16 protein-coding genes are annotated in these 18721 nt (G+C 65.7%); 4 read left to right on the top strand and 12 right to left on the bottom strand.

What is annotated here, in order from left to right; genetic code table 11:
• The first annotated feature begins 252 nt into the window (after window positions 1-252).
• Window positions 253-2556, top strand: a complete 2304-nt coding sequence (locus AC3RCG_RS14120) for a TonB-dependent receptor (RefSeq protein ID WP_492401578.1) — start codon at window positions 253-255, stop codon at window positions 2554-2556.
• Here AC3RCG_RS14120 and mdcH read toward each other — a convergent pair.
• From mdcH to mdcA, 9 genes are read right to left on the bottom strand one after another with little or no spacing between them, the layout of a single operon-like run.
• A complete protein-coding gene (gene mdcH, locus AC3RCG_RS14115; protein WP_492401579.1) occupies window positions 2553-3491 on the bottom strand; it encodes a malonate decarboxylase subunit epsilon in 939 nt (312 codons plus the stop codon). The two genes, AC3RCG_RS14120 and mdcH, sit on opposite strands and share 4 nt — an antisense overlap.
• Window positions 3488-4096: a malonate decarboxylase holo-ACP synthase gene (locus AC3RCG_RS14110; RefSeq protein WP_492401581.1), complete on the bottom strand. Its 609-nt coding sequence runs from the start codon at window positions 4094-4096 to the stop codon at window positions 3488-3490. The genes mdcH and AC3RCG_RS14110 overlap by 4 nt, the downstream gene beginning before the upstream one ends.
• Window positions 4096-4860, bottom strand: coding sequence for a malonate transporter subunit MadM (madM, locus tag AC3RCG_RS14105; RefSeq protein WP_492401583.1), 765 nt, complete (start codon window positions 4858-4860; stop codon window positions 4096-4098). Before madM ends, AC3RCG_RS14110 begins: the two co-directional genes overlap by 1 nt.
• Entirely contained in the window at window positions 4853-5272 is a 420-nt protein-coding gene (gene madL / locus AC3RCG_RS14100; RefSeq protein ID WP_070218631.1) for a malonate transporter subunit MadL, read from the bottom strand. The genes madM and madL overlap by 8 nt, the downstream gene beginning before the upstream one ends.
• Window positions 5273-5326: 54 nt before the next feature.
• Complete coding sequence (gene mdcE, locus AC3RCG_RS14095) at window positions 5327-6139, bottom strand: biotin-independent malonate decarboxylase subunit gamma (protein ID WP_492401584.1); 813 nt, start codon at window positions 6137-6139, stop codon at window positions 5327-5329.
• Window positions 6136-6990: a biotin-independent malonate decarboxylase subunit beta gene (locus tag AC3RCG_RS14090; protein ID WP_492401585.1), complete on the bottom strand. Its 855-nt coding sequence runs from the start codon at window positions 6988-6990 to the stop codon at window positions 6136-6138. Before AC3RCG_RS14090 ends, mdcE begins: the two co-directional genes overlap by 4 nt.
• Window positions 6987-7295: a malonate decarboxylase subunit delta gene (locus AC3RCG_RS14085; RefSeq protein WP_070288193.1), complete on the bottom strand. Its 309-nt coding sequence runs from the start codon at window positions 7293-7295 to the stop codon at window positions 6987-6989. Before AC3RCG_RS14085 ends, AC3RCG_RS14090 begins: the two co-directional genes overlap by 4 nt.
• Complete coding sequence (locus AC3RCG_RS14080; RefSeq protein ID WP_492401586.1) at window positions 7282-8169, bottom strand: triphosphoribosyl-dephospho-CoA synthase; 888 nt, start codon at window positions 8167-8169, stop codon at window positions 7282-7284. Before AC3RCG_RS14080 ends, AC3RCG_RS14085 begins: the two co-directional genes overlap by 14 nt.
• Window positions 8169-9845: a malonate decarboxylase subunit alpha gene (gene mdcA, locus AC3RCG_RS14075; RefSeq protein WP_492401587.1), complete on the bottom strand. Its 1677-nt coding sequence runs from the start codon at window positions 9843-9845 to the stop codon at window positions 8169-8171. Before mdcA ends, AC3RCG_RS14080 begins: the two co-directional genes overlap by 1 nt.
• A 116-nt stretch (window positions 9846-9961) precedes the next feature.
• On the opposite strand from mdcA, the gene AC3RCG_RS14070 reads away from it, so the two are divergent.
• A complete protein-coding gene (locus tag AC3RCG_RS14070; RefSeq protein WP_492401588.1) occupies window positions 9962-10888 on the top strand; it encodes a LysR family transcriptional regulator in 927 nt (308 codons plus the stop codon).
• 180 nt (window positions 10889-11068) lie between these two features.
• Here AC3RCG_RS14070 and AC3RCG_RS14065 read toward each other — a convergent pair whose 3' ends face one another.
• The 3 genes from AC3RCG_RS14065 to AC3RCG_RS14055 are packed head-to-tail and all read right to left on the bottom strand — an operon-like array spanning window position 11069 to window position 15933.
• Complete coding sequence (locus AC3RCG_RS14065; RefSeq protein ID WP_492401589.1) at window positions 11069-12889, bottom strand: glycoside hydrolase family 15 protein; 1821 nt, start codon at window positions 12887-12889, stop codon at window positions 11069-11071.
• A gap of 3 nt (window positions 12890-12892) precedes the next feature.
• Window positions 12893-13657 carry a trehalose-phosphatase gene (gene otsB, locus AC3RCG_RS14060; protein WP_492401590.1) on the bottom strand — a complete coding sequence of 255 codons (765 nt, stop codon included), beginning with the start codon at window positions 13655-13657 and terminating at the stop codon, window positions 12893-12895.
• The gene (locus AC3RCG_RS14055) at window positions 13657-15933 is read right to left on the bottom strand and encodes an alpha,alpha-trehalose-phosphate synthase (UDP-forming) (protein ID WP_139143619.1); all 2277 of its coding nucleotides are present in this window, start codon (window positions 15931-15933) and stop codon (window positions 13657-13659) included. The genes otsB and AC3RCG_RS14055 overlap by 1 nt, the downstream gene beginning before the upstream one ends.
• Before the next feature lie 260 nt (window positions 15934-16193).
• Here AC3RCG_RS14055 and AC3RCG_RS14050 point away from each other — a divergent pair, with 260 nt between their 5' ends.
• Together AC3RCG_RS14050 and AC3RCG_RS14045 are read left to right on the top strand one after the other, a co-directional pair.
• Complete coding sequence (locus AC3RCG_RS14050; protein WP_492401591.1) at window positions 16194-17309, top strand: mechanosensitive ion channel family protein; 1116 nt, start codon at window positions 16194-16196, stop codon at window positions 17307-17309.
• Window positions 17310-17358: 49 nt separating this feature from the next.
• Window positions 17359-18654, top strand: a complete 1296-nt coding sequence (locus AC3RCG_RS14045) for a cation:proton antiporter (protein ID WP_492401592.1) — start codon at window positions 17359-17361, stop codon at window positions 18652-18654.
• The last annotated feature ends 67 nt before the right edge of the window (window positions 18655-18721 follow it).

Below are 18721 nucleotides of genomic sequence, written 5' to 3'. Positions count from 1 at the left end.
CAACGCGCAACGCCCCTCGCACCTCCGCACTTTGCACCACAGTCGCCGGCACATGCCGGCCGTCTGCGCTGCGCGCTAGCCGTGCGACAGCCATCGCAAACCTCAAATGCAGTTTACTTGCATTAGCATGGCGTACCGGCTATTATTGCAACTCTATTGCATCTATACCATCGCGCTGCTCCTGCATCCCGCGCCAGCCCCCATTCCGCCTTTTTAGAGAGTCCCATGCGCCATCACGTATTCGCAGCTGCCATGCTGTCCACTGCCCCGCTCGCTTATGCGGCGGACGACGTCACCCTGCAAACCATCAAGGTCCGGGCAGACAAGCCTTCAAACATCGACAGCGTCGTTCTGGTCGAGAATACGCAAGCCCAGAACAGGACGCTGGGCGGCATGCTCGAGCATGTCTCGGGCGTGCAAAGCAGCGCCTTCGGGCCGAATGCGGGCGCACCGGTGATCCGCAGCCTGAGCGGCAGCCGCGTGCAGATCCTCGAAGACGGCCAGTCCATCCTCGGCATGAATGCGCTCAGCGGCGACATCAACATCCCGTTCGATCCCCTGTTTGCGCGCAGCGTCACCGTCAACAAATCGTCCGATAGCGTGCGTTTCGGCGGCAATGCGATCGGCGGCAGCGTCGACGTCGATTCCGGCCTCGTTTCCCGCAAGATGGAGAGCACGCGGAAGGATGTGGAACTGGTGCTGCGCAAGGGCTTCAATGATGCGAACTCGCAAGGCTTACGCGCAAACTTCAACGACGGGCAGCGCTTTTCGACGAATCTGCAGCTGTCATTCCAGAACATCGGCCATTACGATATTCCCGGCAACAGCAAGGCCGGCGTGTGCAACAGCCAGCTATTCCCCGCGAAGGGCGGCGTGAATACGTTTCTGGCCGACAGTTGCCAGAAAGAAGCGCGGATACAGCAAGTCTATAACAAGGCGTCGCAGCCGTTTATCGACCAGTTCATGAAGGAAAATCCGGACTGGGCGGACGGCGATTTTTCCTTCTATACCAATCAGCCGACCTCCGTCTGGCAGCGCAAGACCTACGTCAATCCGGCCAACCCCGCTTACGTGCCGGGCACGCCGTCGATGACCCAGAACAAGATCAACAAGGACGTGACGCCCGATTACCACGGCACCCTGGGCAACAGCGACGCCAGTAACAGCCACTTTGGCGTCGGCAGCACCTACTTTTTCGATCGCGGCTACGTGGCCGTCAGCCTCGATTCCAAGGAAAGCGAATATGGCGTGCCGGGCTTTTCCATGGAAAACAAGTCGTTCGGAGCGAACTATGACGAGGGGCTGCCCGTCGGCGTGATCATCAAGCAGGATAAATATGCGCTGGAAGCGCATCTGCGCGACCCCGTCGCTTACATTGAAAGCGCACAACTGCGCGTGTCCCGCTTGAACAATGCGTCGGGAGAGCGCCTCGGTGCCGCCAAGGCGAATGACTACCGGTTTGACACGAATCAAGCCGAGCTCCTGCTGGCGCAGCGGCGCGCCGGTCCCTTGAGCGGCTTGCTTGGCCTCAGCTACAAGGCCAGGGATATCGCCGGCAGCGGGACGCAGCTGTACCTGCCCGACGCAAGCACGCTCAGCCGCGCCCTGTTCGTCAAGCAAAACCTGGAATTCGACTGGGCCACCTTCGATGCGGGCTTTCGCCATGAAAACGTGGCGCACGACATCCGCAAGAGCGGATTCAAGACGTCGAGGAATGCAAGCAACTCCACACTCGACGACAAGTCGTTCAGCCTGAACAGCTATAGCCTGGGCGCTTCAACCAGGCTTGGCCAGCTGTTCGGCGCAAAGCTGCGCTACTCGGCGTCGGAAAGAGCGCCCGACGTCAATGAGTTGTATGCGAGCAACCGCCACTATTCGATCATGACCCAGGAAGAAGGCAACCAGAACTTGAAGGCCGAGCGCGCGAGGAATACGGAACTGACCGGTTTGTTTGCCAATCGCGGCTTCCAGCTGTCCGCGACGGGCTACGTCATGAAATACGAGAACTATCTCTACCTTGGCCATTCGGGCGCCCAGATGGCCAATCGCCTGCCATTAAAATACTGGAAGCAGACCGATACGACGGTCAAGGGATTCGAGATCGATGCCTCACAGACCGTTCAACTCGGCGCCTACGGCAAGCTGAACCTCTCCGCATTTGCCGACCTGGTCAAGAACAAGGCGGACTATCCCGACAAGCTGCGCGCGCACAATGACGGCGCCTACCTGCCCAACATGCCCACCAGCCGCTACGGCGCCAATCTGCAGTGGGAAAACCAGGGCTGGAAGACGCGGTTGTCAGGCACCCGCTACGACAAGCAAAAGTACCTGGGCAAGAGCGTCAGCGAGGAAGTGCCGCTCGACGGCTACACCATGGTGAACTTCCAGGTAAGCCGCGCACTGCAGGTGCCGGATTCGCCGTTTGCCAGCGTCGAGGTGTTCATCAGCGGCAGCAACCTGCTCGATGTCGATGCCAGGCCGCACAACTCTCCACTGAAATACATCGCGCCCTTGCCGGGCCGTGGCTTCCAAGTTGGCCTGAGCGCCAGGCTTTAAGGCACGCTGCCGTTGCGCTCCCGCCGCACCAGCGCCAGCAGGCTGTCGCCCCGGTTGCCGTCGCAGCAGACGGCCACGCCGTCCGTGAAGTCAGGGGACGTCAGGCGCGTCAGCACGCTGCCCGGGGGCATTTCCAGTGCCAGCCGGGCGCCCCGTTCCCACGCCAGGCGCGCCGTGGCGGCCCATTGCACGCGCTGGGCCATGTTGGCGGCCAGGCTGTCGCGGATGCGGGCCGGGTCGAACAGCGCGCGCGCCGCACTGCTGCTCAGGTAGACGAGCGACGGCCGGCGCATGGCCACGCCGTCGAAAGCCGCGCGCAAGTCCAGCGCGGCGCCTTCCAGCAGCGGGCAGTGCGACGGCACGCTGACGGCCAGGCGCTTGGCCTTGCCGGCGCCATGCGCGAGGGCCAGCGCCATCACGGCCTCCAAGGCAGGTTCGCTGCCGGCAATGGCGATCTGGCGCGGCGCATTCAGGTTGGCGATATACACGGGCGTGGCGGCGCCGTGCACCCGGGCCAGCAAGGGTTCGAGTTGCGCCAGATCAAGGCCGACGATGGCCGCCATGCCGTAACCGGTGGGATACGCCTGCTCCATCAACTGTCCGCGCCGCGCCACCAGGCGCACGGCATCGCCGTAATCGAGCGCGCCGGCGACGACGGCCGCCGCATACTCGCCAATGGAAAAGCCGGCCACCATGTCGGGCAGCGCCCCGCGCGCGCGCAAGGAGCGCGCCATGCCCACGCCCGCGATCAGCAAGCACAGTTGCACGGCCCGCGTCGACGCCAGCGCGCAAGCCGTGTCCAGCGTCAAGGGATCGCAGCCCAGCACTTCAGCCGCCTCGGCCAGGGTATCGGCCACCGCCGCGTCGCCGGGCAGCACGTGCAGCATGCCCGGAGTCTGGGCGCCCTGGCCGGGAAAGGTGAATAGCACGCTCATGCCGGCTCCCATGGCGTGGCCGTCAGCACGGGACCGCGATCCGTCTTCAGCAAGACCCGGCCCCGCCCCGCCGCCCACTCGGCATACGCAAAGCCGCCATGGCCCGTGTCGATCTGCAGGTCCAGCCGGCATGCCGTGACAGTCTCCGCGATGGCGCGCAGGGCCTCGGCCTGGGCGGCGTCCGGCGGCGCGGCCATGCGCAGCACGAGATCGAGATCGCTGTCGGCCCGCAGCACGGGCAAGCCGCTGGCCAGGGCGAAACCCACGCCGCCCGTCGGGCCCCAGGCCCAGCCCGTGGCGTCGAGCAGGGGTGCGACCTGCCGCAGCGCGTCCAGCGCGGCAGAGAAAAAATCAGGCAGCGGCATCCTCGCCACCATCTCCGGCGTCACGCGGCGCACGACGGCGGCGGCCTCCACTTCGCACGCGTGGCGCTCGCTGCGCAGCAGGCCGCGCACGCCCACGGGAATGCGCCCGGGCGCGCAGCTGGCGCGCCGCACCACCAGCGGCGCGGCGGCCAGCCACGCGGCATCAAGCCAGGCGGGCAAGGATGCACCGTCCGGCAAACCGGACACCCACAATAAATCATGCGCGCGCCAGGCTTCCATCAGGCCACCACCGCCTTGACGGCGAAGAACAGCAGCGAAGGTCCCAGCAGACAGCCCAGGCCCGTATGGAAGGTGGCCACCAGCGCGCCATACGGCACTAGTTTGCGGTCGGTGGCGGCCAGGCCCGCCGACACGCCGCTGACGGTGCCGGCCAGGCCGCCGAAGACCATCGCCGAACGGGGCGTTTTCAGACGCAGGAAGCGCGCCGCGACGGGCGTGCCCACCATCACGAGGATGGCCTTGATGAGGCCTGCCGCGATACTCAGGGCCATGACGTCCGAGCTGGCGCCGATGGCCGCGCCCGTAACGGGGCCGACGATGTACGTGACGGCGCCGACGCCGATGGTGGTCATGCTGACGGCATCCGAATAGCCAAACGCATAAGCGACGCCGGCGCCGACGAGAAACGGCAGCACCACGCCCAGCAGCAGGGCCACGAGGCCGATCAGGCCCGCCTTGCGCGCCTCGGTCACCTGCACCTCGAAGGCCGTGGCGACGATGGCGAAGTCGCGCAGCATGGCGCCGCCCATCAGGCCGATGCCGCCGAACAGCGACAAATCGGCCAGGCCCTTGTGGCCGCCGCTATGCACGCCGCCCCAGTAAGCGAGCCCCAGGCCGATCACGATCGCAATGGCCGAGCCATGCACGCGGCCGAAGGTCAGGTATTTCGACAGCGCCATCGATACCAGCATGATCAGGCCGACAAAGGCGAAGGCCGTCACCAGGCCATTGTGGATGGCCGCTTTTTCAAAGAGTTCAAGCATGACGGTGCTCCTTGACCAACATCGACTCCGCTTCGGCGGCGGCCGGGTTTTCCATGCGCGCGGTTTCCATCCGGTTCATCAGCGAGATCACGGCGCCGCAAACGAGCACGGAACCGATGGCGGCGAGGACGGCCACTGGGCCGCCGCGCAGGGCCGCCACCACATCCTGCTGGGCCGCCATCGCCACCACCACGGGAATATACATGGCGCCCCAGTATTCGACGCCCCGCTCCGTCATCTGCGGCAGCCAGGATCGGCGCTGCATGTAGAGCCGGGCGCAGATCAGCAGCAGCATGGCGATGCCCACGCCGCCCACGTTGGTCTTGACGCCCATCAGCTGCCCGAGCAGGTCGCCCAGGAAGATGCCGAGCAAATGGCACAGGGCCAGCAGTGCGGTTCCGTAAATGATCATGATTGTCTCCGTTATTGGAATAGGAATGACTTGGTGTCTTCTCTGTTATTTCACTTACCACTGCTGCCCCAGCACCTCCCTGACTTTTGCCGACGCCTGGCGATGCGGCGCGCCCAGGCGGCTGGAAAGGTCCCTTTCCGGATCGGCGCGGATGTCGGCCAGCGCCGCCTGCAGGCAGGCGTCGACGGCAGCCGTGTCCTGCGCCGAAGGATGGTCGGGCTGCGCCACCTGCAAGGTTTGCCACAGCAGGCCCAGGGTCGCGTAATTCTTGACGTCATAAGCCATCGGTGGAATCGTCGCGGCCAGCGCTTCGAGCGCTGCCACCGTGCGCAAGGTGATGCGCGCGGCCGAGGCCTTGCCCATCGCATGCACCATCACTTGCGGATCGTCGAGCGCGATCAGGCGGTTGGACTGGTAGCCGTGCGCCAGGAACGCGCCCGACATGGCCTTGCCGACGATCAGGCCGATGACGGGATGGCCGGCCAGGCGCGCCTCGGCGTAAGCCCCCGCCGCGCCGGCCAGCGCCTGGTGGATGCCGTACGCCTCTTCGCGCCGGCCATACGCCTGGCTGGCCACGTCGATGACGGCAACAAATGGCCGCTTGACGGCCAGGTCGCGGTCTTCAACAACCACCTGCTGCACGGCGCGCGCCAGCTGCCACGCCTCGACCAGGCCGATTTCACCCGTGCGGGCGCGCGTAAAACGGTTCTCCGGGTCGGGCAGCACGGCCAGGTAGCGCGCCGGCTCGCCCGCCAGCGGCGCGTCGACCACGCGCACGGAAGGCGGATAGCCGTCCAGCGGCGCAGTGTTATTCGTGAGTGCCGCCAGCCAGACGGCGCCGCGGCTCGTATCGGTGATGGCGTTCATGCTGCGGCTCCTTTGCTGTAGATCAAACGCACGGCTTCCGGCGTGGCTTGCACGGCCGCGTCGACATCGGCCAGGCGCGCCAGGTAGCTTTCCGCCTGGTCGCTGCGGTGCCGATCCGGCACGCCGCGCGCGAACAGTTCGGCCACCATGGCGCGCATCTGCGCCGTATCGTCTTCCACATAGGCGTCGGCCAGGCCGCTCTTAAAACGCTGTTCGCCGCCCGTCAGGCTCCATATAAATGGCTTGTTGCGCGAGTCGAATTCGTCCACGCCCGCCTCCTGCTCGATCACGGCGGGGCCATTGAGGCCCAGTCGCGCTTCACGCGTCACTACTAAATAGCTGCACAAGCCCGCCGCGATCGACATGCCGCCGTAGCAGCCCACCGTGCCGGCCGTGATGCCGATGACGGGCTGGTAGCGGCGCAGGTCGACGATGGCGGCATGGATGTCGGCAATCGCCGCCAGGCCCAGGTTGGCTTCCTGCAGGCGCACGCCGCCCGTCTCGAACAGGATCACGGCGCGCGTCGGTACGCCCTGGCGGTTGTCGCGCGCCGCCAGTTCCAGCGCGCCGGCAATCTTCGCGCCGCCCACCTCGCCCATGCTGCCGCCCTGGTAGGCGCCTTCGATGGCCAGCACCACGGCCGGCTGGCCGTCGAACAGGCCCTTGGCCACCACCACGCCGTCGTCCGCCTGGGCCGTCACGCCCTGCTGCGGCAGCCACGGCGACGCGATGCCGCAGAACGGGTCGAGCAGTTCGCGCATGCTGCCCGCATCCAGCAGGGCTTTGGCACGGCTGCGCGCCCCCCGTTCGATGAAGCTGTCGCGCTCAAGCAGTTGTTGTAATGTACTCATGCCGCCCTCCCCGCTTGCAATTCTTCGTAGGCCTGCTCGATGCGCATGCGCACGACGCCCGGCGTGGCGCCGCAATCGTTGATGACGATGGTCGCCGCCGGCAGCAGCTCGCCGCCGAACACGCGCAGCAAGAGCGCATCCCAGACGGCGCCCTTGCCGTCGACGGACGTGTTGACGACGATGCGGGTCACGCCATCGTCGGCGGGCTGCAGCAGCACTTCCAGGTCGCCCGAACCGACGACGCCGGCCAGCGCGCGCCCCGATGCCGGCTGCCCGGCGGGGAATGTATAGTCACGCGTCTCCATGCGCTTCTCCTTCTTGTAATCTGTCCAGGAACAGGGTCGCCGCCAGCAGATCGGCCGCGCCGCCCGGCGACACGCCGCGCGCCAGCGCCGCCGCTTCCAGCGCCAGCAGCGCCTGCGTTCCGGCATTGGTAGCCGCGCCGCCGGCCGCCAGCACCCGCGCCGCTCCCGCCTGCAGATCCAGCAAGGCCGCCTTGCCGCCGCGCGACAGCACGCAGGTGTCGTCCAGCCGCGCAATGATGGCCAGCAGGGCGTTCAAGCGCGCCGTCGTCTCGTTGTCGCCGCGCGCCCGCGAGGCGTGCAGCTGCGCCAGTCCGGCGCCCGTCACGAGGGGAAAGCCGGCGCGGGCCTGGCCGCGCGCCCCGTCCACCTGGTACTGGCGGCACGCCAGCTCGCCCTTGTTGCCGGTGGCGACAGGCGCGCCACGATCGTGCAAACGGGCCAGCGCGCCGGCCCGCGCCGCCACGGCTTGCGGCGCCAGCGATGCGCCGCGCACGCCCTGCTGCGCCGCCGCCGTCACCAGCAGGCCCAGGGCCCAGATGGCGCCCCGGTGCGTGTTCACGCCGCCCGTGGCTGCCAGCATCAGCGCCTCGCCATCGCGGCCGATGGCGCCGATGCGCTGGCGCAGCAGGTCGTCGTCTTCACTCTGCGCGCCAGCATCGGCCATGGCGGCAAACACGGGCTGCAGCACGCAGGCCGAATGGCACATCAGGGCCCAGTTCAAGTCCGCGTGCGCGCCCCGGCTGCGCAAATCGACCAGGCCCGGTTTCGGCGTCAGAGTCACTTCGTCGAGCAGCGCCTGCAGCACCTGCCGCCCCAGCGCGGCGGCGCGTTCCCGCACCGGCGTCATTGTCATCGTCGTCATCATTGCGGTCATTACCAGCTCCTGAATTTGGCGGGGGGTTGATACAGGCCGTCCGACCATTCGACCAGGTCGGCGATGCTTTTCGCCGCCAGCAGCGAGCGGTTCGCCGCGCCGCGCTGCACGCCGATATCCTCGGGCAGCGCGATCAGGCCGCCGGCGCGCAATTTGGCCGTCGTCTTCGGGTCGTGGCGCAGGCCGATGGGCGTCACGCCCGCGACAGCCGCCAGCATGGCCTTGCGCTCGTCTAGCGAACGGGCCTTGTACAGGTAGGCGATACCCTCTTCCGTCAGCACGTGGGTGACGTCGTCGCCATAGATCATCACGGGCGCCAGCGGCATGCCGCTGGCCTGGCCCACGGCCACGGCGTCGAGCGATTCGACGATCGTCGGCTGGCCGCCGTCCTGGAACGTTTCGACCATCTGCACCACCAGCTTCTTGCCGCGCGCCAGCGGGTCGTCCGTCTCGATCAGGTCCAGCCAGGCCGGCGTCGGATGACGCCTGCCGTGCGGGTCGTGGCCCATATTGGGCGCACCGCCGAAGCCGGCCAGGCGGCCGTTGGTGACGGTCGAGGAATTGCCCAGGCCATCCATCTGCAGGGTGGCACCGATGAACAGGTCGACCGCGTACTGGCCCGCCAGCTGGCACAGGGCGCGGTTCGAGCGCATGGAACCGTCGCGGCCCGTGAAGAACACGTCGGGGCGCGCGGCCGCATAGCCTTCCATGCCCAGCTCCGCGCCGAAGCAGTGCACGCTCTCGACCCAGCCCGTTTCGATGGCGGGGATCAGGGTGGGATGGGGATTGAGCACCCAGTTGCGGCAAATCTTGCCCTTCAAGCCCAGTTGCTCGCCATACGTGGGCAGAATCAGTTCGATGGCGGCCGTGTTGAAGCCGATGCCGTGATTGAGCGACTGCACCTGGTGTTTTTCATACACGCCGCGGATCGCCATCATGGCCATCAGCACGTGCACGGGCTTGATCACGCGCGGATCGCGGGTAAACAAGGGCTCGATGAAGAACGGTTTGTCGGACTGCACCACGAAATCGATCCACGAGCCGGGGACGTCGACCCGGGGCAGGTCGCTGACATCGTCGACGATCTGGTTCACCTGGGCGATGACGATGCCGTCGCGGAAGGCGGCCGATTCCACCAGGGTCGGCGTGTCCTCCGTGCTGGGGCCCGTGTACAGATTGCCCTGGCGGTCGGCCATGTAGCCGGCCACCATGACGACGTTGGGCGTGAGGTCGACGAACAGGCGCGCATACAGCTCGATATACGTGTGGATGGCGCCCACTTCGAGCAAGCCATCCTGCAGGAACTGCGCGATGCGCAGGCTTTGCGTGCCGGCAAAGGAAAAATCGAGCTTGCGGGCGATACCGCGTTCGAACAGGTCCAGGTGCTCGGGCAGGCTGACGCTGGGCATGATCAAGTGCAGATGGTGGATCTTGTCGGGGTTGACCTGGGTCAACATGCGGGCGAGGAAGTCGGCCTGCTTCTGGTTATTGCCTTCGAGGACGACGCGGTCGCCCGGCGCGAGCAAGGCTTCGAGCACGGCGACCATGTCGCCCGGTTGCAGCACGGGACCGTTCGCGTAAGGGCGCACGGCGTCGAGGCGGCGGCGCTTCTCGGTGCGCCGCGTGTCCCATTGTTTTTGCCGCTGCGCTGGCGCTGCTGTGGCGGTTGACATCATGCCTCCGGAATGAGCTATCGAATCCAGACGATAGAACGAAAGCGCCAGCGCGACAATCAACCTGCTAGCATGTTCATTACTCTGAAGTTAATGAACTCCCTTGAAAGAGGCTAGTCATGGCCATCAACGAAGAAATTACCCTGAAAAAGCTGGAAGTTTTTCTCAGCTTCATGGAATTGAACAACCTGGCGCGGGTGGCCGATGCGCTGGGCCAGAGCACGGTCAGCGTGCACCGCGCCCTGCACTCGCTGGAAGACGGCTTGCGCTGCCCCCTGTTCAAGCGCGAGGGCCGCAGCCTGATCCCGCTGCATACGGCCTACACCTTTGCCGAGTCGGCGCGGCGCGCGCTGGCCGAATGCGAGGAAGGCGTGCGCAAGGTGCGCGAAATGTCGGGCATCAACCCCGTGCGCCTGAAGATCGGTTCGCTGTATTCATTGACCCTGCACTGCATCCCGCAGCTGGTGATCGCGCTGAAACTGCGCCGGCCGGGCCTGGACATCGACCTGACCCTGGGTTCGAACCGCGACCTGCTGCAAAGCCTGGCCGACGGCCGCCTCGACGCCATCATCATCGGCGTGCAGGAGGACGAACAGCATGCGGGCCTGGTGGCCGTGCCCCTGTTCCAGGACGACATCTTCCTGGCCGCGCCGCTCGCCTCGCCCTATGCGGGAACGGCCTCGGTGGACTTGCAACAGTTGCGCAACGACAAATTCGTCACCCTCAGCGAAGGTTTCGTCACCTCGCAAAGCTTCAACCACGCGTTTGAGCTGGCGGGCTTCGTGCCCGACACGGCCATGAGGGTGGGCGACATCTTCTCGCTGATCAACTTAGTGAGCGGCGGTATCGGCTACAGCCTGCTGCCCGGCAGAGTGCGCGCCTTCAGTTCGCGCATCGAACTGCTGCCCCTCGACGCGCGCTACGGCTCGCACCAGCAAATCACCCTGCTGATGCAGAGCAGCCGCGAGCGTGACCCCAATTTGCTGGCGCTGGCGGCGGAGTGCAGGTTGTATGGGCGCAGGGAGCCAGCTTTACCAAAACCCTGACTTAACATTTAAACAATGGCAAAACAAACCAAGGCCCGGGTCTCCAGCCCGGGTACCTCGGGCCCAGCGGGCCTGAAAAATGGCCAGGGCAAGGCGCGCGGGCGCAGACAGTACGAATGTACGGCAAGCCCAAGCAACGCAGCCATGGGCAACTCTCAGGCCCGCGATCCAGGCCCGCACTTAAATAGCACTATCCCAAGGCGCCGACAACCGCACGGCACAGTTAATCAAGCCCACCATCGAATACGTCTGCGGGAAATTGCCCCACATTTCGCCTGTCACCGGGTGCGTGTCTTCCGACAGCAGGCCCAGGTGGTTGCGCGCCAGCAGCATGGTTTCGAAGATCTTGCGCGCCTCGTCTTTCCTGCCGATGCGCGCCAGGGCGTCGATGCGCCAGAAGGTGCAGATGTTGAAGGCCGTTTCCGGTTTGCCGAAGTCGTCGGGCGCTTCGTAGCGGCGCATGTAGGGGCCGTCGCACAGCGATGCTTCGAGCGCGTCGACTGTAGCGATGAAACGCGGGTCCATGGGGTCGATGAAGTTGACTTCCGCCATCAGCAGGACGGAGGCGTCGAGGTCGCGCCCACCCAGGCTTTCGGCAAACGCCTGGCGCTCCTCGCTCCACGCTTCGCGCAGTAATCTCTCGCGGATCAGCACGGCGCGGCTGTTCCAGTGGTCGGCGCGGTCCGCCAAGCCCAGTTTATGGGCGACCTTGGCCAGGCGGTCGCAGGCGGCCCAGCTCATCAGCATGGACGAGGTGTGGACGCGGGCCCGCGTGCGCAGCTCCCACATGCCGGCGTCCGGTTCCGCATGCAATCGGAAGGCCTGGTCGCCCACGGCTTCCAGCGCGGCAAACTCGGCCTTGCCGGCGCGGTGGAACAATCGGTGGTCGAGGAAGGCCTGCGCCGCCCCTAATACAATGTTGCCGTAGACGTCGTGCTGGAAGTGTTCCTGCGCCTGGTTGCCCACGCGCACGGGGCCGTTGCCCCGGTAGCCGGGCAAGTGGTCGAGTATCGATTCGGGCAACTGCTCTTCCAGGCCGATGCCGTACAGGGGCTGGATGTGGCCGCCTTTCGAGCGGGCGACGATATTCGTCAGCCAGCGCAAATATTCTTCCATCGTACCCACTTCCGACAGGCTGTTCAATGCCCGCACGACGAAGAAGGCATCGCGCAGCCAGCAGTAACGGTAATCCCAGTTGCGGCTGCTGCCCGGCGCTTCCGGGATGCTGGTGGTCATGGCGGCGATGATGGCGCCCGTGTCCTCATATAAAGACAGTTTCAAGGTGATGGCGGCGCGGATGACCACGTCCTGCCATTCCAGCGGCACGGCCAGGCGGCGCGTGTAGGTGCGCCAATAGTTGATCGTTTCCTTTTCGAAGATGCGCGCCGTCTCGTCGATGCCGCCGGCCAGGGTTTCATCGGGGCCCAGCAGGAAGTTGGCGGTGCCGCCCAGCACGAAATACGTTTCGCTCAGTACATAGTTGAGCGACACATCGGTGTTCAGGCGCAAGGTCTGTTCCGGTCCCACGTAGCGGATGTGGTGGCTGCCCTGCGTGATCTGCGGCGCCAGCCGGCCCCAGTCGTAGCGGGGGCGCAGTCGTACGCGGATGCGCACGGCGTGGTCGAGCGGGCGGACGCGGCGGATCAGCATCAGCGGGCGGAACATGCGGTCGCGGCTGAGGAAACGAGGCGCGAAATCCGTGATTTCCACGCCGCGCCCCTGCGTGTCGTACAGCCGCGTGCGCAGCACGGCCGTGTTTGGCTCGTAGAATTGCTCGCTGCGCGCAAAGTCCTCGATGTCGATGGCCCACACGCTGCCGTTTTCCGTGTCGTCCAGCAAGCGGTTGAAGACGGGATCGCCGTCGAAACGGGGCAGGCAAGACCAGACGACCTGCCCCGCCTGGTCGATCAGGGCGTTGAAGGCGCAATTGCCTACCACGCCGCAATTCAGCGATGCTGGCGCGGACGGTTGGCTGGCGCGGGTGTCATGGGATGTCGTCATGGGCTACTCCTTCGATGTCGGGGATACGGCAGCGGCCAGCAGCGCCGTGCGCAAGGCGCCGGGGCTGGCCAGGCGCAGGGTGGCGGCGCTGGGGCCGCTGCCCACTTTGACGCCCTGCCCGCCTGCTTGTTGTACAAAGGCAAAGCCTGCCTCGTCGGTGGTGTCGTCGCCCGCGAACACGGGCCGGCGGCCGGCGAAGGGGCTTTCCTGCATGAAGGCGGCGATGGCGCCGCCCTTGTCGGTGGCGGCCGGCTTGGCTTCCAGGACCATTTTGCCATGCAACAGCAATATCCCCGGGCACGCTTGCACGGCGGCCGTCATTTCCTTCAGGCACAATTGCTCGAGGTGTGGTGCCAGGCGGTAATGCAGGGCCACGGCGCCCCGCTTCTGCTCCACCAGCAAACCGGGGTGAATCGCCGCCAGCGCCTGCGCGCGCGCCAGCACGGGCGCCACGTCGGGCGTGGCCGCCACGTGCAGCGCGCCATCGGCACCGCGCCGCTCCACGCCGTGCACGCCGGCAACAGGCAAGACCAGGGGCGCCAGCATGGCGTCGATCTGCGCCACGGGACGGCCGGAAATGAGGGCCAGCGCGCCGCCATGGCGCTCGGCCAGCAGCGCCAGCGCTTCGATGACGCCGGGCGCCACGCGCACGCCATCGGGCGTGGGCGCCAGGTCGACCAGGGTGCCGTCGAAGTCGAGGAAGACGGCGCTGCCGGGCGCACTCAGCAGCTGCAACAGGGCCGCGCTATCGTCAGGGAGATCGGCCATCACATCCCCTTGCGCCGCTTGATGCGGCTGTGGGCGTCGATCTTGGTCATGACCTTGTCGCGCTGGCGCAAGCGGGCAGCGTCCAGCAGCATGCGCCCGGCCCAGCGGTAGACGTTGAAATGTTTGACTCTTGCCCGCATGCTCTTCATGCGCTCGCGCTGTTCCACGGGCGGCATCACGAGGGCGCGGTACAGCGCATCGGCGCCCTGCTCGATGTGGTACGGGTTGATGATCAGCGCTTCATGCAGTTCGCGCGCGGCGCCCGTGAATTGCGACAGCACCAGCACGCCCAGCTCATCGTCGCGCGCGGCGATGAATTCCTTGGCCACCAGATTCATGCCGTCATGCAAGCTTGTCACCATGCACACTTCCGAGGCGCGGAAATAGCGCTGCAAATCGTCCTGACCGTGGTGTTCGGCCTTGAGCAGGATGGGCACGTAATCGCCGCTGCCGAAGCGGCGGTTGATGCGCTCGACCATCTTGCGCACCCTGGCGTCAAAACTTTGATATTCGTCAAGCGAAGCGCGGCTGGGGGCGGCGATCTGCACGAACGTGAAATTGCCGACCATGCCGGGCTGCTGCTCCAGCATGCGCTCGACGGCCTGGAAGCGCTCGACGATGCCTTTCGTATAGTCAAGGCGGTCCACGCCGATGCCCAGCAAGTGGTCAGGCGCCACGCCCAGTTCGGCACGGATTTGCGCGCGGCACGCGGCCACATCGGGCTGCGCCGGGTCATCCTCGGGCCAGGCGATCGAGATCGGGTAATCCTCGACCTGCGTCATCTCGCCGCCATACGAAATGGTCGATGCTTCCGGCTCGATGCGGGTTTCCAGGTAGCGGTCCACCGTTTCGAGGAAATTCTTGCGGTGGAACGGCGTGTGGAAGCCCAGGATCGTGCTGCCCAGCAAGCCGTCGAGGATTTCCTCGCGCCATGGGCAAATGCCGAACGATTCCGAGTTCGGCCAGGGGATATGCCAGAACGTAATAATCGTCGCCTTCGGCAAGGCTTCGCGCACCATGCGCGGCAGCAAGGCAAAGTGATAGTCCTGCACCAGCACGACGGGATTGTCCGTCTTCGCCTCGGCGATCACGGCATCGGCGAAGCGGCGGTTGACCTTCACATACTGCTCCCAGTCGGACGAGCGGAACACGGGACGCACGTGGGCGATATGGCACAGCGGCCACATGCCCTCATTGGCAAAACCATAATAATAGCCCTGCTCTTCCTCTTCCGTCAGCCACACGCGGCGCAAGGTATAGCTGGGATTGTCGGGCGGCACGGGCACGTGGTCGAGCTTGTCGACCGTCTCGCGGTCGGCGGAACCGGCGCCATGCGCGATCCACGTGCCGGAGCACGCGCGCATCACGGCTTCCACGGCCGTCACCAGGCCGCTGGCCGGACGCTGCACGCGGATATCACCGCTGCCGTCATCGGCTTTCGTGTGGATATACGGTTCGCGGTTCGACACGACGAGCACCTGGTCGCCCTGCAAGTCCGCTTCCAGCAAGGCGCGCAGCTTGTCCGGCGTCCAGTCGGACGACCAGCCGTTATCGCCCTGGCGTTCCAGGTGGTATTCCTGCAGCAATTCGCGCAAGTCGCCGATCAGCGGCTGCATTTCCGGCGGCGGCGCGGGTGCGGCGGCGGGCGCCGTGGCGGCGGCCACTGCGCCATTGCTTTTCGGCAGCAACTCGCCCCGCAAGATATCCTTCACGGCCGACAGCCAGCCGCGCCAGCTCAGGTGGGCGACGAACACGGTCATCAGGGAAATGAGCACGGCCAGCACGGCCAGGAAGGCAAAAATAAAACGCTTGGTATCGGTATTGCGGCGTTCGACAAAGCTCATGTCCTGCACCAGTACCAGGCGGCCCAGCTGGGAAGCGTCCTGCATGACGGGGGTTTCGCTCAGGTGGACTTGCCCTTGCGGCAATTGCGCCAGGGATTTGTACAGGCCGCCCGTAGAGGGCGTGCTCCAGCAGCCGATGGAAGTTGGGTATTGCGCGGACTGGTACAGCAAGTGGCCCCCGTTGTCGCAAAAGCCGATGGCGATCAGGCGTTCGTCGCGCGTGGCGCCTTGGAACAGTTCGCTGATGCGGGTGGCATCCTGCGCGGGCAGGTATTCGGTGAGCGAGGGGCGGAGGGTTCCAGCGAGCAATTCAGCCCGGCTGTCGAGGTCGCGCACATACCAGCGCAGGGTAATGTTATCGAGCAGGGGTACCACGATATAAGCAAACAGTCCCAGCACGAGGGCAAGCGGCAGGATGAAGCGCAAGGACATGCGGAGTGATCGTACTATCATCGGTTTCCTTTGCAAAAACAAAAAGCATGGCAAGTATGACTATGTTTCCAATGCAGCGACGCCCGCTTGCTTTCCGTATTGAAACGTCAACGAGGCATGGCGCAGCGCAGCAATTTCTTCCAGTATCCGCCTTGACCGAAGTCTTATCCGTACGGCAACGCACGCCCCCGCGACGTCATCTGCCCGTAAAATAGCCGCTTCCGACATCCATTTCACTTATCAATAAGGAGTTTTCGCCTATGGATCTCAGCACGTTTCACTCGCTGATGGGAGGCCCGCTGCGCTCGGCGCTGACCGTGCTCGTTTCCGCCCTGCTCGTCACCCTCGTCGCCATCGGCGTGCACCGGGCCGGCATCGGCTTGCTGAAAAGACTGGCCCATGGCCACGCGCTGGCCAGCAACGTGGCGCGCGTGGCCTTCCGCGCCAGTCAGCTGTGCCTGATCGTCTTCGGCCTGCGTATGGTGCTGGCCAGCGCGCCCGACGACACGCCGGGCCTCGTCGCCATGTCGCACCTGGCCAGCGTGGCGCTGATCATCGCGCTGACCTGGCTGGCCATGCAATGCATCGAGTCGCTCAGCATCACGATTTCCCAGATCAATCCCGTCGACGCGGCCGACAACCTGCGCGCGCGGCGCCGGATCACCCAGGCCCGCGTGCTCACGCGCAGCGCGCATGCCATCGTCGTCCTCCTGGGCGTGTCCTTCGTGCTGCTGACCTTGCCCGGCGCAAGGCAGATCGGCGCCAGCCTGCTGGCCTCGGCCGGCGTGGCGGGCCTGGTAGCCGGTATCGCCGCCCGGCCCGTACTCGGTAATTTCATTGCAGGGCTGCAAATTGCGTTCTCTCAACCCATCCGCATCGACGATGTGCTGATCGTCAATGGCGAATGGGGCACGGTGGAGGAAATCAAGGGGACCTACGTGGTCGTGCGCGTGTGGGATGAACGCCGGCTGATCGTGCCGCTGCAATGGTTCATCGAAAATCCGTTCGAGAACTGGACGCATACCTCCTCCGACATCCTCGGCACGGTGTTCCTGTGGCTCGATTTCAGCATCCCGATCGAGCCCCTGCGGGCGGAACTGACGCGCATCTGCGCATCCGCCAAGCAATGGGACGGCCGCGTCTGCACCGTGCAGGCGACGGATTCGAACGAGCGGGCCGTGCGCGTGCGTTTCCTGATCAGCGCGGTGGATTCAGGCACGGCGTTTGAATTGCGCTGCCTCGTGCGCGAGCAGATGCTCGCCTTTATCACCACCAATTATCCGCACGGCCTGCCGCGCCTGCGCTCCACGCTCGACCCCATCGAGCTGCACGCCATGCAGGCGCAGAACGATACGGTACAGTTGTACAAGGCGTAACAAAACCTGCGGCGCGCTGCCCCGGCCCGCGCGCCGCTAGAATAGGAGCATGAGCACCACCGCCTGGTTTATCCTGATCGGTTGTCTGATGCTGGCGCGTGGCCTGGGCGCCGACGGCATCGCGCGCCTGCCATTGACCTCGGCCATCGCTTATTTGGGCGTGGGCCTGCTGCTGGGCCCCATGTTCCTCGGCCTGTTCTCGTTCGACCTGGTGCAACAGGCGCCCCTGCTGGAAACCCTGACGGAAATCGCCGTCCTCATCTCCCTGTTTTCCGCCGGCGTCAAGATGCCCGTGCCCTTCAGTCTGGCGCGCTGGCTGCCTTCGCTGCGCCTCGCGTGGCTGTCGATGGCCATTTCCGTGGCGCTGGTGGCGGCCTTTGCCTGCCTGGTGCTGGGCCTGCCCTTGGGCGCGGGCATCCTGCTGGGCGCCATCCTCGCGCCCACCGACCCCGTGCTGGCCACCGACGTGCAGCTGCGCCATGCGGGCGACAGCGAGCAATTGCGCTTCATATTGACCAGCGAGGCGGGCATGAACGATGGCAGCGGTTTTCCTTTCGTCATGCTGGGCCTGGGCTTGCTGGGCTTGCATGAACTGGGGCCGCATGGCGCCACCTGGCTGTGGCGCGATTTATGCTGGGCCAGCGCGGGCGCCATCGTCCTGGGCGTGGCCGGCGGCGCGCTGCTGGCCTGGCTGGGCTGGCAAGTGCGCGCCAAGGAGCCGAAACACGCGATGCTGGACGACCTGGCAGCCCTGGGCCTGATCGCCCTCGTCTATGGCGTCTCCACCTGGCTGCACGCGTGGGGCTTTCTGGCCGTCTTCTTTGCCGGCGTGGCCTTGCGCCAGACGGAACTACGGCTGGCCGGCGCGCCGAAAGACCGGCAAGGCTTGCTGCAGGCGCAAGAAACCCATACCGTGTCCGCCGCCAAACCGCACGACAGCGAAGTGACGCTGACCGTCAGCGGCGAAGCCCTCGTCTTCAAGGAACATCTGGAACGCCTGTCCGAACTGACCCTGGTGCTGTTGCTGGGCGGTGCCGTCACGGCCGCCGCCTGGAGCTGGCGGGCGTGGAGCGTGGCGCTGTTCCTGCTGCTGGTGGCGCGTCCGGCCAGCGTGATGCTCGGCTTGCTGGCTTCCGGCACCAGCGTACGGCTGCGGGGGCTGGCCGCCTGGTTCGGCGTGCGCGGCATCGGCTCGCTGTACTACCTCAGCTATGCCATCGCGCATGGCTTGCCGCGCGGCCTGGCGCGCGAACTGGCCGACATCACCGTCGTCGTCGTCATCGTCTCCATCGTCGTGCACGGTCTGACGGTCAAGCCTTTGCTGGAACGCTACTGGCGCAAATGACTGGCCAAACAAGCATCCGCCGCTTCCTTTGTCATTGCTGCAAAGCAATGATTTGTCAATTGCCCCT

The sequence above is a fragment of the Janthinobacterium sp. GW823-FHT01H08 genome (assembly GCF_058797855.1).
The sequence above is the reverse complement of the archived record's forward strand: the minus strand, read 5'-3'. Positions and strand labels throughout refer to the sequence as shown.

Bases quoted from the DNA above. Each gene is read 5' to 3' on its own strand.
- madL (WP_070218631.1), bottom strand. From the start codon at position 5,272: ATGATCATTTACGGAACCGCACTGCTGGCCCTGTGCCATTTGCTCGGC.
- AC3RCG_RS14085 (WP_070288193.1), bottom strand. From the start codon at position 7,295: ATGGAGACGCGTGACTATACATTCCCCGCCGGGCAGCCGGCATCGGGG.
- mdcE (WP_492401584.1), bottom strand. From the start codon at position 6,139: ATGAACGCCATCACCGATACGAGCCGCGGCGCCGTCTGGCTGGCGGCA.
- mdcH (WP_492401579.1), bottom strand. From the start codon at position 3,491: ATGAGCGTGCTATTCACCTTTCCCGGCCAGGGCGCCCAGACTCCGGGC.
- AC3RCG_RS14055 (WP_139143619.1), bottom strand. From the start codon at position 15,933: ATGTCCTTGCGCTTCATCCTGCCGCTTGCCCTCGTGCTGGGACTGTTT.
- AC3RCG_RS14090 (WP_492401585.1), bottom strand. From the start codon at position 6,990: ATGAGTACATTACAACAACTGCTTGAGCGCGACAGCTTCATCGAACGG.
- madM (WP_492401583.1), bottom strand. From the start codon at position 4,860: ATGCTTGAACTCTTTGAAAAAGCGGCCATCCACAATGGCCTGGTGACG.
- AC3RCG_RS14065 (WP_492401589.1), bottom strand. From the start codon at position 12,889: ATGACGACATCCCATGACACCCGCGCCAGCCAACCGTCCGCGCCAGCA.
- AC3RCG_RS14110 (WP_492401581.1), bottom strand. From the start codon at position 4,096: ATGGAAGCCTGGCGCGCGCATGATTTATTGTGGGTGTCCGGTTTGCCG.
- AC3RCG_RS14080 (WP_492401586.1), bottom strand. From the start codon at position 8,169: ATGACCGCAATGATGACGACGATGACAATGACGCCGGTGCGGGAACGC.
- AC3RCG_RS14120 (WP_492401578.1), top strand. From the start codon at position 253: ATGCTGTCCACTGCCCCGCTCGCTTATGCGGCGGACGACGTCACCCTG.
- mdcA (WP_492401587.1), bottom strand. From the start codon at position 9,845: ATGATGTCAACCGCCACAGCAGCGCCAGCGCAGCGGCAAAAACAATGG.
- AC3RCG_RS14050 (WP_492401591.1), top strand. From the start codon at position 16,194: ATGGATCTCAGCACGTTTCACTCGCTGATGGGAGGCCCGCTGCGCTCG.
- otsB (WP_492401590.1), bottom strand. From the start codon at position 13,657: ATGGCCGATCTCCCTGACGATAGCGCGGCCCTGTTGCAGCTGCTGAGT.
- AC3RCG_RS14070 (WP_492401588.1), top strand. From the start codon at position 9,962: ATGGCCATCAACGAAGAAATTACCCTGAAAAAGCTGGAAGTTTTTCTC.
- AC3RCG_RS14045 (WP_492401592.1), top strand. From the start codon at position 17,359: ATGAGCACCACCGCCTGGTTTATCCTGATCGGTTGTCTGATGCTGGCG.